The organism is Heliophilum fasciatum (genome assembly GCF_004341395.1).
GTDB lineage: Bacteria > Bacillota > Desulfitobacteriia > Heliobacteriales > Heliobacteriaceae > Heliophilum > Heliophilum fasciatum.
In genome coordinates, this window is sequence record NZ_SLXT01000021.1 from 42040 (window position 1) to 55154 (window position 13115).

At 50.9% G+C, this 13115-nt stretch carries 16 protein-coding genes; 2 read left to right on the plus strand and 14 right to left on the minus strand.

The window, feature by feature from the left end; genetic code table 11:
• Window positions 1-46 precede the first annotated feature (46 nt).
• The 14 genes from EDD73_RS11015 to EDD73_RS11080 form a co-directional block, all read right to left on the minus strand.
• Window positions 47-592: an AAA family ATPase gene (locus EDD73_RS11015; protein ID WP_131919862.1), complete on the minus strand. Its 546-nt coding sequence runs from the start codon at window positions 590-592 to the stop codon at window positions 47-49.
• Window positions 593-808, minus strand: a complete 216-nt coding sequence (locus tag EDD73_RS11020; protein ID WP_131919864.1) for a hypothetical protein — start codon at window positions 806-808, stop codon at window positions 593-595.
• 11 nt (window positions 809-819) lie between these two features.
• Window positions 820-2082 carry a DNA-methyltransferase gene (locus EDD73_RS11025; protein WP_131919866.1) on the minus strand — a complete coding sequence of 421 codons (1263 nt, stop codon included), beginning with the start codon at window positions 2080-2082 and terminating at the stop codon, window positions 820-822.
• Window positions 2079-2291: a DUF5049 domain-containing protein gene (locus EDD73_RS11030; RefSeq protein ID WP_243116894.1), complete on the minus strand. Its 213-nt coding sequence runs from the start codon at window positions 2289-2291 to the stop codon at window positions 2079-2081. Before EDD73_RS11030 ends, EDD73_RS11025 begins: the two co-directional genes overlap by 4 nt.
• 69 nt (window positions 2292-2360) lie before the next feature.
• Window positions 2361-3269: an FAD-dependent thymidylate synthase gene (locus EDD73_RS11035; protein ID WP_131919868.1), complete on the minus strand. Its 909-nt coding sequence runs from the start codon at window positions 3267-3269 to the stop codon at window positions 2361-2363.
• Between the two features lie 19 nt (window positions 3270-3288).
• Complete coding sequence (locus tag EDD73_RS11040; protein WP_131919870.1) at window positions 3289-3480, minus strand: hypothetical protein; 192 nt, start codon at window positions 3478-3480, stop codon at window positions 3289-3291.
• Between the two features lie 3 nt (window positions 3481-3483).
• Window positions 3484-3966, minus strand: coding sequence for a dUTP diphosphatase (dut, locus tag EDD73_RS11045; RefSeq protein WP_131919872.1), 483 nt, complete (start codon window positions 3964-3966; stop codon window positions 3484-3486).
• 13 nt (window positions 3967-3979) lie between these two features.
• Window positions 3980-6859: an anaerobic ribonucleoside-triphosphate reductase gene (gene nrdD, locus EDD73_RS11050; RefSeq protein WP_131919874.1), complete on the minus strand. Its 2880-nt coding sequence runs from the start codon at window positions 6857-6859 to the stop codon at window positions 3980-3982.
• Window positions 6856-7305 (minus strand): 4Fe-4S single cluster domain-containing protein, encoded by a 450-nt coding sequence (locus EDD73_RS11055; RefSeq protein ID WP_131919876.1) that lies wholly within the window; start codon window positions 7303-7305, stop codon window positions 6856-6858. The genes nrdD and EDD73_RS11055 overlap by 4 nt, the downstream gene beginning before the upstream one ends.
• Window positions 7302-7637: a PDDEXK family nuclease gene (locus EDD73_RS11060; RefSeq protein WP_131919878.1), complete on the minus strand. Its 336-nt coding sequence runs from the start codon at window positions 7635-7637 to the stop codon at window positions 7302-7304. Before EDD73_RS11060 ends, EDD73_RS11055 begins: the two co-directional genes overlap by 4 nt.
• Window positions 7637-8563 (minus strand): PD-(D/E)XK nuclease family protein, encoded by a 927-nt coding sequence (locus tag EDD73_RS11065; protein ID WP_243116895.1) that lies wholly within the window; start codon window positions 8561-8563, stop codon window positions 7637-7639. Before EDD73_RS11065 ends, EDD73_RS11060 begins: the two co-directional genes overlap by 1 nt.
• Window positions 8542-10821, minus strand: a complete 2280-nt coding sequence (locus tag EDD73_RS11070; RefSeq protein ID WP_131919882.1) for a DNA polymerase — start codon at window positions 10819-10821, stop codon at window positions 8542-8544. The genes EDD73_RS11065 and EDD73_RS11070 overlap by 22 nt, the downstream gene beginning before the upstream one ends.
• Window positions 10821-11501, minus strand: coding sequence for a hypothetical protein (locus tag EDD73_RS11075; protein ID WP_131919884.1), 681 nt, complete (start codon window positions 11499-11501; stop codon window positions 10821-10823). The genes EDD73_RS11070 and EDD73_RS11075 overlap by 1 nt, the downstream gene beginning before the upstream one ends.
• Before the next feature lie 6 nt (window positions 11502-11507).
• A complete protein-coding gene (locus EDD73_RS11080; protein ID WP_131919886.1) occupies window positions 11508-12191 on the minus strand; it encodes a hypothetical protein in 684 nt (227 codons plus the stop codon).
• A gap of 143 nt (window positions 12192-12334) precedes the next feature.
• Between EDD73_RS11080 and EDD73_RS11085 the strand changes: the two genes are divergently transcribed.
• Entirely contained in the window at window positions 12335-12745 is a 411-nt protein-coding gene (locus EDD73_RS11085) for a helix-turn-helix domain-containing protein (protein ID WP_165876471.1), read from the plus strand.
• 22 nt (window positions 12746-12767) lie between these two features.
• The coding region (locus EDD73_RS11090; RefSeq protein ID WP_131919890.1) for a hypothetical protein at window positions 12768-13115 on the plus strand (348 nt) is incomplete at its 3' end.

Here is a 13115-nt window from a genome sequence, read left to right on the forward strand (position 1 = left end):
CCTCCAGTCGACGCTGCCGGGTTGCCAAATCAACAACTTTGCCCAGTTACGCCACCTTCTTTGTCAGATTGATGAGCACTTGATCCATCTGGCGATACATCTCCTTCACGGAGCCTTCGTTCTCAATTTCAAAGTCGACGAACAACTTGTCCACGACCTTCTCGGTCTTATGGCGGATGCGGTTCACGTTGACCTGATCGCCCAGCGCTTTCATGCGGCGGATGCGCGTAATCTCCGATGCGTTGACGCGACCGATGAGGAAGCCGTTATCCATCATGGAAAAATACTCGTCCCACTGGCGAATGTCGGTGACCACGATGTTGTCATCATGGCGGGTTTCTTCATCAATGCGGCGCAGTAAATGATTGATCCACACATCAGACTCGATCTTCCGCATAGCCTCCCCTACGTTCTGGTACAGTGTGCGCGGTTTGCCGTTAGCGTCTGCGCCGGGGAACAGCTGGCTACAGAGATCGCGGATGCCGTCGCCCAGTGCAAAGCGTTTGAAGCCAAGGTAGTTCACGAGGTAATCGGCAGCGGTGTCTTTTCCAGCACGCATCTTTCCTGTCAAAGCAATCTTCATTCCTGTCATTTATGCAGCAGTCCTTTCTTTTCGCTGTTGATCAATGATTAGCCAACGGTGGAGCAGTTCCAGTCGATTATTTAGATGCTGGTAATAATCAAGTTCCTGATGTGTGAAGCGGTGGGTCTTTTGCAGGTTAATCATGTTGTTGACGTAGATAACGAACAGCCGCGCTTCCCCTTCCGCTTGGGCCAGTAGGGTGCGATAGTCGATAACTTTTCCCATACTGTGCCTCCTTAACTGGCTCTTGCCCTTGCGACTTCGGCGTACTCTTCCTCACGCTCAATCAGGATATAGTTGAAGCCGTGCTTCCTCGCTGCCACTGCGGTGCTACCGCTTCCACCGAAGGGATCGAGTACCGTGCCTCCTGGCGGTGTGACCAGTTTGATCAGCCACGCCATCAGGTCTACCGGCTTTACGGTCGGGTGGTGGTTGCGGCTTTTCACGGGCTTACGCTCCTTGCCGTCCATTGTGTAAGGACTGTTGATGACGCCACGACCGCTTCCGGGATAGGTGCGACGTTCTTCCAAGTTGATGACGTTGCCCTGCCAGTCGGAATTGCGGTCTTTTTTGCTGGACTTCTTCGATAGCTCCTGTGGCGTGATGTTGAAGTACGGGCTGAACCACTGGTCGGCATCGGTGGTTACGCAGTTGGCGGGGAAACGTCCCTCCACTGGCGGTAGGCCGTCCGGCGTCATGTAGCCGATAACCTCGCTGGAGTTCTTCCAACTGTTACCCTGATTTTCAACCGGACTATGGCGTAGCTTCTTCCGTTCGTTATCGTTGGCAAACGGAATCCGGCAATCGCGGATATTGATCGCGCCGGTGCCGTACTGCTCGACCGTATCGCAGATGGTGCCGATCAGCGGTTTCCTCGCCATAATTACCGGCTCATGTGCGGGCTTGATCGATGAACCCCAGCCGTCCCACTGCTTGGCAAGTTCAGTCGTAGGCTCACTGATGAAGTGAACAATCTTGCCGGTCTTCTCCCCCGCGAACATCGCTGAACCATACTCGCGACCGTGGCCGTTTCTGATGTCGACGACTTCGCGCTGGCCGATGATGTGACGCTCGACACCGGCTTTCTTATCGAAGGCTTTGCTAATGTCCATGCTCTTAGGAAAGCCGCTGACGTAAAGCCACTCGATTACATCGCGAATCTCGAAGCCTCCCATACGCAGCGCAATGGTCATTAAATCCTGTGTGCGAGTCCCGGAGAAGCACAAGATGTGCCCTCCGGGTTTCAGTACGCGAAACACTTCTGTCCAGATCGCGGGGCCGGGTACGAAGGAGTCCCACGTCTTGCCCATGAAGCCTTTCGCTCGATGCGCGTAGTCCTCACCGGTCATCCATTTCGTGAGCACTTCGCGGATGTTTGGTTCTTTCGATAGGCCGTAAGGCGGGTCGGTTACGCAAGCGTCGATGGAGTTATCCGGCATCGTCTTGAGCACGTCAAGGGAATCACCGGTAAGTACAGTGTTGAGCGGTAAGTTCGTCAATCGCGTTCCTCCTTGTCTTCCACTACTTGAAAGCCCTCTAAGCAACCTTGAAAGTAATCTTCGCGATGTTCCTCAATCCAGAGCACCAAGCGATAGAACTCCATATCGTAGGCCACTCGTTGCACTGCGTGTGTGTCCAGCATGTTGGTTTTTCCGGAAAGGCGAACCTGTTCAAGCATCTCCTTGACAGCTTTCGGGATCGTAATCATGGCCATCTCTCCTTCATTAAAAACGGTGGATGTTAGCTTATCTCTGTATCCCCGCTGGTTCAAGTGGAGTTAGCTGGCCTTCTCCCACATCGTCTTCGCACGTTTGCCCATTGTGCCCATCAGCAAATCATAGACGTCCGTATCCCCCAGGTCGCCGTTAAGCGGGCCAAACTGGGCCAACAGTTGCCGCAGTGTGGGCCGCTGTTCCCGCAGCTTGAACATGGCTCGGCGGTGGTCATCGCTGTGAGCATGGTGTTCCCGCAGGGTTTCCCACTTCTCCGGATCGAGTTGGCGGACAGCTTCGAACATGGCATTTACGATCTGCCACGTCTCCCCCTGTGTGCCGCGCTCCCAAAGCCGCTGTTTGAACACATGCTTCGCCAACGCTTCCTCCGAGAAGTCCAGCATGAACGGCGGCATCATCACGCCCATCGGGTACAGCGATCGGATGGCTTGTAGCGGTTCGTTCGATTCCTGCCGCAGTTGTTCGCAGCGGGCCAACTGTGCTTCCATCATCTTGCTGTAGGCCAAGGTGTCGTGAGCTTCCGTTGGGATAACGTAGCCCCAGGGCTTGTTGGCGCGGAAGCCACCGGCGATACGGCGGTTACGGAGTGTGTAGGTCACGAGATGATCGTAGGTCGGTTTGCCTACGCCGATAAACAGGAAGCTCACGCTCTCGCCACGGATCGGCTCGTAGGAATGACCGGCCCTGACCATGCCATGAAGGAAGCGCTCGGTGTTCCCCATATCATCGTAGCGCCCAAGGTACAACGCAGAGGCGAAGGCGCTGGCTTTGCGGCCTTTATCGGTGGAGCGCAGTACGATGACGCGACCGTACTGGCGAACCTGATCGCCTTCATTGACGAAGTTCTCATTAATGAAGTGTTCAATCTTGCGGATATCGGGGATGCGCTCAGGGTCAAGGCAGACGCGAGAACTCCAGGCGATTTGATCAATGTCGATGGTGAATTTTTGCAAAAGCGATGTCTCCTTTCATTTAAGAGGCGTCTTTGTAGTACTGCTTGGCATCGATGGCATACTGAACTCGCTTCGCTGCCCACGCTAACGTATCCGCTTTGCTTTGCAGACTTCGAGTATCGCCTCCATTCAACAACAGATTCCGGCATCGTTCTTCGGCAGAAAGAAACTCATCTCTCAACAAGTACAAAATGGCCATCTCGTTACTCATGATTTAACCCCTTCCTGTATGTCCGAATCCGCCGTTGCTGCGCTGGGTAAACGATAGCCGCTTTACCTGCAAAAACTCAATTTCATGATGTACATACTTAAAGACCAGTTGAGCCACACGGTCACCCTTAGATATGTCGACAGGCTTATCCCCGAGGTTAATGAGAATCACGCCAATATCGCCGGTATAGTCGGCATCGATCGTGCCGGGACTGTTCAGCACAGTAAGACCGTGCTTCAACGCCAGGCCGCTACGTGGGCGAACTTGCGCTTCCATCGTGGACGGCACCTGAATGGCGATACCGGTGCGAACGAGTACCCTCTGACCGGGGCGTAATTCGATCGTTTCGAACGAATCATTGTAGGGATCGCTAACATTACCGGGGCTAACAACGTCTAGCGCGTAGAGGTCAAAGCCGCTGGAAGACTTAGTTTGCTGTTCGGGAAGAATGGCACCCGGATGCAGACGGTTGATTAGAACTTTCATGCGGTGCTCCTTTCTAGGCCACGTTGTTGAACTGACGTTTCGGGTACTCATAGTTCTTACGCACATCGCCCCAAGAAGAAACCTTCGTGAAGTAGCCGATCACTCGCGTGAGGTGATCGACAATCGGTTCTCCGCAGATGGGACAGGTCGTGCCATTTCCGACAATCGACGTGTGCCCCTGTGCACAAATTCCAAAGCCGTAGTTGATCGCGAAGTGTTCTACGCCCTCAGCCAACGACAGGAGAATCAGCTTCTTCATGATGGCAGGGTCGGTGATTCGCTCTTGAACATTGAGGTGCAAGATGCCGCCGCCGCTGACGTGTTTCATAAAGCGCCCGGTCAGCTTGATGCGATCGATGCTTCCCATATCGGCGATCAACGGGATGTACTGGTTCGAGTAGAGTTCAAAGGGCTGCTTGTCGCCAAAGACCAGCCGGTCCTTTTTGGCCAGCGTGATTGCCGTGCTCTCCGCAGGGATTTCTTCGGTGTTGAAGGAATGACCGGTTTCTTTACTGAAAGCAACGGCATATTCCTCAGTGCGCTTCAGGACTTCTTCGGTGAATGCTTGTCCTTCTTGTGTTTCCATATCCAGTCCAAGAAAATGACACATCTCATACTGGCCGTGGATGCCGATCGTGGAGAACAGCATATCCAAGGAGAACCAGTGCAGCGGCTTGAAGAACTTGAGAAATCCTTGATCGACGCGGCGGCGCAGGATTTCTTCACGGTGCACCAACAGTAGATCCCTCGCCATCTTCAACCGGCGATCCAACAGCGCAAAGAAGTGCTTTCGATCATGGGCTTCTAACGCGATTCGCGGGAAGTTGATGGTGACAACTCTGTGGGCGCCGATGTTAAGACCGCCGTTACCAAAGCTGTCGGCGCGATACGTCATTCGCTCGGTATCATTTACAAAGCGACAGTTATGCGTGATTAACCCATTGGCAAGTTGGAATGTGTGTTCTTCAGTATCAACTTCAAAACAATACGCCTTTTCTACTTTTTCTTTCAGGACTGGCTGGATATCGGTAATATAAAACCAAACTTGATGCCCATTTGAATCCTTTTCCCATACGCCTCTGTAACTTCTTGTTGTCAGACCAACTGAGTCGTACAGCTTCACACAATAGACGGTTGAGTCTCCGTATCCAGTGGACCGATTATCCTCCAACTTCACATTCGTAACACGCCCAAGACTTGCTGCGACCGCAGATAAATCGGCAACCATACGTTTTGAGGTCGTGTAGATGCGTTCTTTTGCTCCACCATCCGTGGCAAGATACCCGTCGAGTAGACCTTCTCTGAACGGAATGCTCTTTTGTAATGCTCGGCTATTAATGCCTTTGTTCTTGGCACCGTCTCCGATGACAAATTCCCGAATCAATGCCTTTACCGTCGATGAGCGAGTCGTCAGGTTTAATACATTCCCTTTATCTTGGAAGTGAACGGTTCCGCCTAATTCCTCGGAAATGAATGTTTGTAACTTGTTAAATACATTCATTTTTGTAGTGTTGTTCAATGAAAAGATGGCTGTTCCGTTGCTAATGCATCCGTCCCCAAGATAAGCCCCAACCAAGTATCCGAGGTCATAAGAGCCACCGTTCCCTTCGTATGGAATTAGGTTGAATGGAAGGGTGTCTCCTACAACAAGGTCTTTTGTCTTCAGCGTACCTCGTTGGGTTACGTTCAAATGATTATCTGTAACTGTGACCTTATGACCGTTTGATAACGTTATTTCATAAAAATCTTTACTCTGAACTTCAATAAATCGACCTTTTACAAATCTTCCCTGATGCAATAACTCATAGGTTTGCTTCTCTTTCCTTCCGAGTGAACCGATTTTGACCTTAAATAATCCTTTGAAATTCCGAATAATCACTTCTTCATCTTTTGCTAACGGACACATTGCGATCTTCGAACCTTCGTTAGCGTAGATGTTCTGCGATCCGAGCTTCACATTAATCGCGCTGATGAAATTGAGGAAATCATGGTCGACCGGTTGACGGTTTTCATCGACGGAAAGATTGACCGTCATGACCGGGAAGCGATACGGCAGTCCCGTCTTGGGATCGCCTTCTGCGAAGAAGGCAGCGATTACCTTCTGTACGGCCATCACATACTCGACGTCGATGGCTGTGCCGTCGGGGTAGCGGTACTCGGAAAACAGCTTCTTCAGGTTCTCACGGTCAAAGATGGATACGTTAGAAAACGGCGATTGCCCTGAAATTCTGAACTTGTTGTTTGCGACGTGAACAAACTTCTGCCACAGGTTTTGGATGTAGGCGCGGTCCTCTGTTTCCTCGGGATCACGACCTTCCTTTTGGAGATACCACGCCAGATTGACAATGAGGTCTCCCGGCGCGACGGCCCCCGCAAACTCCTGACTGAGATCCATTACGACCTCAGTGACTTGCGCGACAAAGCTATCGGATCGTTTCGGCGGCAAGCTGTGCAACTGGCCGTAGGGGCGACCGTCCACCATCAGGTTGGCGGTGGAGAAGGCGAAGCAGTACGGCACTTGAATACCGTGGCCGGAACTGTCGTGGAAGTACAACTCCCCTCGCCAAATCGCGGTAATCAACTGGTTAGCTCTGCGAAATCCGAAGCGTTTCTTCGCGTAGCGCCACAACAGATAGTAGCCCTCCAACTTGAGAATCCCTTTGGTAATCTCCGCTTGATAGTTGTTGGCCGACATCTCCTCGTTGGAATTAGCATTCTGATCGACGCTAACATCAGCAAGGCGCTTGGTGAAGTAATCGTGGGACATTTGACCCACGTCAATCTTGTTGGGGCTAATCCCTTCGAGTTCTAACTGCTTGATACCGAGAGGGTCTTTGGCAAACTTCTGATACAGGCGATCAAATTCCGCTTCAAAAGTAAGTGCTAAATTCAAGCTGCTTTCCTCCGTTTATCGAATACGATTTGATTGGAACTCGCAGGGAACCCTCCAGTTTGTAACTCCTGATCGTATTCCCCGGCAACGATGACGTCGCAGTAGGTCGCGATCTCACTTGGAACTTGGTCCAGTTGATAACCGGTGTACAGCCAGGTTTCTAAACCAAGGGCTTTCACGCCGATCAACAGTTCTTGCAGTGCTTCCGGCTGTTCTAACGGTTCTCCACCAAGGAAGGCCGCGGCATCATAGATGTGCAGATGTTCCTCGATGGAAGCAAGAATCGTTGCGACTTCGATTTCGATGCCATCATGGAAGGACTGTAGTGCCGGGTTGTGGCATCCTTCGCAGCAGCGATTACATCCTTGAAAAAAGATGCTGTACGCGATGCCGTCGGTATCGGATGTATTAAGGTCATGGACGCCACCGATACGCACTGTGGTCATGATGCTACCTCCTGCACACTGTCGGCGGTAACTTTCCACTTACGAAATCCCTGCCGGTCAATCCAAACCCACAGTTCGAAGTCCATCACATCGCCGAAATTGTAGTCGTTGATTAACGCTTTAATCTCCGCGATCTCCTTTTGATAGCTGGACATCGAGAACCGCTTGGTGCGTTTTGATTGCACCGCGACAATGCGTTCTTTTTTGATGCCAAGCACATCAATTTTGGAGTGGGAACCGGCGGAGCGAAGCACCAAATAGCCTCGCCCCGTCAATTCATGGACGATCTTCCGTTCAATCTCATAGCCGCGCTGATAGTTCGTTCGCGCCATTACGCCGCCTCCGCTGCGTTCGATTGACAGCGTGGTTTGTACGGGCAAAAGATGCACTTCGTCGGATCGGCGGGAGGAATCTTTCGCGCTTTAACCATCGACGCCACCCGAGCAAACTTGTCGATCAGTTGGCTCCGGTCTTCATCAGTCACGTGTAAGTAAAACGCTCGCATATCCGGCTTCGCATCACCCCCTTTCATCCAACTGTCTTTGGCCAGCGATTCATACACGATGAGAAACTCGTCCAGATCGAACAAGAGCGAATACGCCACGCACTGCAACTTGTGATCGTCCTGTGCGTCTTTCATGCGATAGCTGCCTACTGTTGCAATTGTCGTGGACTTTGTCTTGAACTCCAGACCGATGGAACTGCCATCGCGATACGTGAGAATCCCGTCCATCATGCCGTGAATCTGAAACGGGACATTCGCTTCATCAAACAAGCGTACCTGACGGATATTCCGCTCCCACGCCGGACTTCCGTTTGGCAATCGGCGAACTTTGAATCGCGGATGTTTCAGATATTTCTCGGCATACAGCAAGTCCCTTTGGACAGCCGCATGGACAGCGGTTCCATTTCTGGCCCATCTACGCTGATACGGGAAACGATCCTCCATCGACTTTGGAGTGCGAGTTGCTTTATAATAGAGTTCACGTTCACATTTATAGGCCGACGAAGGCGAGAATGTCGTTACACCCGGCTGAAAGTGAACGCCCTGGCGATTGGGATCGAGTCCATCCAGTTCATCCTGGAGAAAGTAGCGTTCGAGTTCGATATCATTCTCCACGTCAAGGGAATGAATGGCGTCAAAATGGTCAAGAATCGCTGTTGTTACTTCACGGCTCCGTTCGCTTTTCCATGAGACCACTTCATCACGCAGTTCCTTGGCTCCGGTGCGACTAACTAAGCTGCCGATACGAACCACTCCTTTTTTGTAATGCCTTCTCCCCATCGGGTCATCAAGTCGGTGTCCACTTTTAAGGGAATATCCAGTTGGGCGGCGCAGGTCATGCAGTGCTCCATTTCGGCCACTTCCTGCGCGGTAATCGATGCGTCGACAATCATCAACGCTTCATCGTGAACCGTACCGCACAGCGCCCACCCTTTCGTTGTGCAATATCGATGCAGGTTCAACATGGCTCGTTTCATGATGTCGGCAGCGGTGCCTTGGATAACGGCATTGACGCTTTGTCGCCGAGCCGATTCCACGTCGCGCTTCACATCGCGGAATTGATTTTTCAACTCGCGAGGGATCGCTTTGTTCTGCCAGAAGTCCACAGGCAATTCATCGACACCGAGCAGTTTGCAAATCTCAGCGACCGTCCGATCATAGACCTTGGCTTTTTGCCGATGACCGGGGAATCGACGCTTGCGACCGTAAAGCGTCTCTACGTACTCGTTTTCCTTCACGAACTCGTGGGTGCTTTTAATGAAGGAATGCACTCGCGGATACGTCTGAAAGAAGTCCCGAATGAACTGCTGCGCTGCTTCTTCCGTGATACCAAGCTGGCTCGACAGCGTGTGCATACTCGTCCCGTACATCACCGCAAGAAGCCCGACCTTCATCATCTTTCGGTACTTCGACCCATCACCGCAGTCCTCCATCGGAACCTTGAACACCCGGCTTGCCAGCGTCGAATACAAGTCCTGACCCCGTAGGTACGGTTCTTGCAGATGGGGATCGCCGCTGATGTGCGCCAGAACCCGTGGCTCGATTTGCGAAAAGTCGCTACCCACCAACAGCTTGCCGGGTGGTGCCACAATCAGCTTTCGCGCCTTCGTGGGCAGATTCTGCAGATTCGGCTCATTGCTGGAGAATCGTCCGGTCACCGTGGCCACTTGATTGAAGGAACCGTGGATGCGACCGTCCGATTTCATCTGTTCCGGCAGTGCTTCCACGTAGGTGCTGAGTAGCTTGGAGAGTTCACGATAACGCAAGAGCACCTCAATCCCCGGATGTTTGTCGCGCAGTGCCTTCAGCGTTTTCATATCCGTCGATCGCCCGTTGACTTCCGGTAATTGCAGTTCATCATAGAATTTCCGAGCCAACTGAATGGGAGAGTTAAAATTCAGCTCACCGAAATGGTCGTGAAGCGATTGTTGAAGCTTGGTGATTTCTTGCCGTAGTTCTTCGCCATAGACCCCGGCATATTGCCGATCAATCAGGAAGCCGGTCTGTTCCATATCGACACAAACGTCAATCAGCGGATTCTCCAGATCACGATACAGCCCGTCCAACTTCGATAACCGGTTCAGGTGCTCCCGTTGCCACTGATACAGTTTCCAAGTGAGGTGCGTGTCCTTGGCGGCGTAGACCAGGGCAACATCTAAGGGAACATCGTCAAAGCGGGTTTTGCCAAACAGGTCTTCAAAGGTGTGACTCGTATCGTGGAAGCCGAAGAATTTTCCATACTTGGTCGCCAGATTCTTGAGGGCGTACGACGGTTCGTTCTCGTTGAGCAGCGCCATCGCCACGCGGGTATCATGAGCCAAGCCGCGCATCCGCACGTTGTGGCGTAGCAACATGTGGATGTCGTACTTGGCGTTATGAAGCACTTTGCCAATGGCGGGGCTGCTCAAGCACGGTTCGAGCCGTTTCAAGACCGTGGTTCGATCAAGTTGCTGCCCGACCTTATGGGCTACCGGGATATACACGTGGAAATCGGCCTTGGGAAGCGTCAGCGACATCCCAACAATCACGTCATTGTAGACATCAAGCCCAGTGGTTTCGGTATCGAAAGCCACGATGGTTTCCTGTGCAAGATCTGTGACCAATTGGGCTAACTGTTCTCCCGTTTGAATGAGGCGATAATTTGCGGGGGTTTTGGCAACCATATCTTTGAGTACCGTATGCTTGCGAAGATCCTGTAACTCACGCCATAACCGTAGTGCGTGGGCTTTCGTGAACTTCCGCAAACTTTCAACACCCACGCCGATCTCGCCAGCATCAATCGCAGCTTTAACCGTCTTGAGCCGTTGTTTATCGAGATCAGTAAGCCCCGTTTGAAAGATGGCTTTCTTGAAGGTGCCGGTGTAACTTGTCCAACCGGTGACCCACACTTCATCCCACGTCGGTTCACGCTTCGCCATTTCCTTCTTGTGTTGGGCTTCCCACACACGATCCAATGCGTTGGGTAGCGTTGGTTCCCTTAATCCCTCCAGTTGCAGTTTTGGATTGATCATTAGAACGGCAGTTCTTCCGTCGATTCGTCAATCGGTGTTACACCTGCATCCGGCAGTTCATTCGTAAAGCATCGCTCAACGGGAAACCCGGCCTTCTCTAATTCCTCAATCTGCTGCTGCCGGGTACGCGGTTGAAGGACAGCCTCATAAATTTCATCTTCCACCGCACCCTTGTCAAAGCGGTTAAACTTTTCCCGGTCATCGGGTTTCAGTTTAATGATCGGATTGAGCGTGAACGTTGTGTCTACTTTGGTTCCGGTTCGTTTGAACACAAAGGCCAGTTCAGCGAGGTCTTCTTGATATTGCTCGATCGTCTGGATCAATCCGTGGGCTTGTCCTTGGCTAGCATCAAAGATACGCACCATCCCTTCATCGATATCAGCCATAGCAAAGAGGTAGCGTTTACGAGCACGAAGTGACTCAAACTCTTCCACACCGGCCTTTGCCGCCTCACAGTGGGCACATTTTTGCCCCGCCGGTTCAATGCACGGCTGCGTGTAGATGCCTTGCTGATACAGACCGTGGGCACGATATTCCACGTAATCTTCGGGCGACAGTAAACGAACACGCACCGAGTCGCCGTCTTTCAATCGGATAAACACCTTCTTGAAATCGATCGCGGAGTTTCTCTTGTTGACAGATTCCTTGGCATCTTTACCTTTCGCTGTGATTACACCCATGTTTCTTCATCCTCCATAATTGTGTTGTTTTTTACTCTTAAAAATCGTTTGTGGAGACCATTCTTCAAGCGCAAACCCGCCCGTTTGTGAAATACCTTGAAGATATGCTCTAAAATGTTGTTTTGCTCGTTGCACCCCCTTTCGGCAACGGGCATCGTATTTGTTCGTACCAAATACGGTGCGTGCGATCTCATTTTTTGGGCGATCCGCATATAACAAGCGAATGATGGCTCCATAATGCTCGTTGGTTTTGGCATAACCATCGAGTATTTTTTTTATGTCCATTTCTTCAATCACCGATTGCTCGAATGGCTCCAAACTCGGCAGGAACTCCTTGTGATTGCCGTCTTCTTCATCAAGAATTTGGTCTAACGAAATTGTTCGGCTGGGATTGCGTTTTTTTGCTAAATGATAGCGTAACGTACTGGCCATTGCAGGCTCGGAAAAATAGGTCAACCTCTGCAAAATATTGGTTTCTCCGTTAAAATTCCGTGCCGCGTTCCATAACGCTTGAGAATAGACGCTTTCAACGTCACTCGCTGGCATTTGATAACGCCGCTCCCGATCTCTTGCTTCTTTTTGGATCGAAGGCTTTACTTTTTCAAAGAGGCGATTGAAATAGCTTTCATCCTTTGACTCCGCGTATCGTAACGCCATTTGATCAAGCTGCTTTACCTCGGCTTCCTTCATGATCCAAGGCTCCTTCCCGTTTGATTTCAAGTTGTTTAGGAACACTAATCACACAACGTGTTATTGCCTACAAGCGTATATGCTTATCTGCTTAACGTTAGGCTACAAGAATGGACGGAGGCTCCAACTGGATATGGTTATACATGAATGAGAGTCGTGAAGAACGAATTGAAAAAGTGTCCCGAAACATGGACGTGGGCGAGTATCTCAAAGAATTACGTGCACAAAAGGAACTGTCTCTTACCCGAGTCGGGCAGGATCTAAAGGTAAGTGCCACCTATCTTTCAGAAATTGAGCGAGGCCAAAAAGTTCCCAGTGATCATCTCATTCGGCAAATGGCTTCCTACTACGCGATTGATGAAGATTTATTATTCTCAAGGTTTGGAAAGGTACCGGTCGCTGCACGTCGGGTGCTTGAGGATCATCCTCGCTTAATGAAAACACTCGCTGACATCGGACGCCACGATGCTCTTCCCGAAGATAAAAAACAAGACTTGTACGACTATTTGGATCGTCTATACGAAAGCCTTGGAACTCGAAAAAAAGATTCATAACCTTTTAAGGAGGTTTTCTGCAATGTTATTCTTTGATAATGGCGCAGGCTCTTTTTTTCACTATTTCGTGGCCACCTTCGGCTGGGAATTTGCGGTTCGTATAAAAGGATTCTTCGGGATTATTGCGGGAGTTCTTCTCGGAATTGCACTTACCGTTGTATATGGAGCGATCATCTACCTCCGTATTCGCCGTGCCCATAAACTCATACAAGAGAAGGAACTCGAAAGTTTTCCTGAATATCTCTCCTTATTGATCATTCCGCAGGAGGTCAATCCTGTTTTAGCTAACGCAAAATGCCCAAAAGCTGACGACATTGCCTGTCCGGAACCTGCTGTATATAATGGCCATAGGAAATACGGAAGGGAAAAA

What these genes read in the sequence shown, in the direction of transcription:
- EDD73_RS11015 (WP_131919862.1), bottom strand. Translation starts at nt 592, where the DNA reads ATGACAGGAATGAAGATTGCTTTGACAGGAAAGATGCGTGCTGGAAAA.
- EDD73_RS11020 (WP_131919864.1), bottom strand. Translation starts at nt 808, where the DNA reads ATGGGAAAAGTTATCGACTATCGCACCCTACTGGCCCAAGCGGAAGGG.
- EDD73_RS11030 (WP_243116894.1), bottom strand. Translation starts at nt 2,291, where the DNA reads ATGATTACGATCCCGAAAGCTGTCAAGGAGATGCTTGAACAGGTTCGC.
- EDD73_RS11040 (WP_131919870.1), bottom strand. Translation starts at nt 3,480, where the DNA reads ATGAGTAACGAGATGGCCATTTTGTACTTGTTGAGAGATGAGTTTCTT.
- dut (WP_131919872.1), bottom strand. Translation starts at nt 3,966, where the DNA reads ATGAAAGTTCTAATCAACCGTCTGCATCCGGGTGCCATTCTTCCCGAA.
- EDD73_RS11055 (WP_131919876.1), bottom strand. Translation starts at nt 7,305, where the DNA reads ATGACCACAGTGCGTATCGGTGGCGTCCATGACCTTAATACATCCGAT.
- EDD73_RS11060 (WP_131919878.1), bottom strand. Translation starts at nt 7,637, where the DNA reads ATGGCGCGAACGAACTATCAGCGCGGCTATGAGATTGAACGGAAGATC.
- EDD73_RS11070 (WP_131919882.1), bottom strand. Translation starts at nt 10,821, where the DNA reads ATGATCAATCCAAAACTGCAACTGGAGGGATTAAGGGAACCAACGCTA.
- EDD73_RS11075 (WP_131919884.1), bottom strand. Translation starts at nt 11,501, where the DNA reads ATGGGTGTAATCACAGCGAAAGGTAAAGATGCCAAGGAATCTGTCAAC.
- EDD73_RS11080 (WP_131919886.1), bottom strand. Translation starts at nt 12,191, where the DNA reads ATGAAGGAAGCCGAGGTAAAGCAGCTTGATCAAATGGCGTTACGATAC.
- EDD73_RS11085 (WP_165876471.1), top strand. Translation starts at nt 12,335, where the DNA reads ATGAATGAGAGTCGTGAAGAACGAATTGAAAAAGTGTCCCGAAACATG.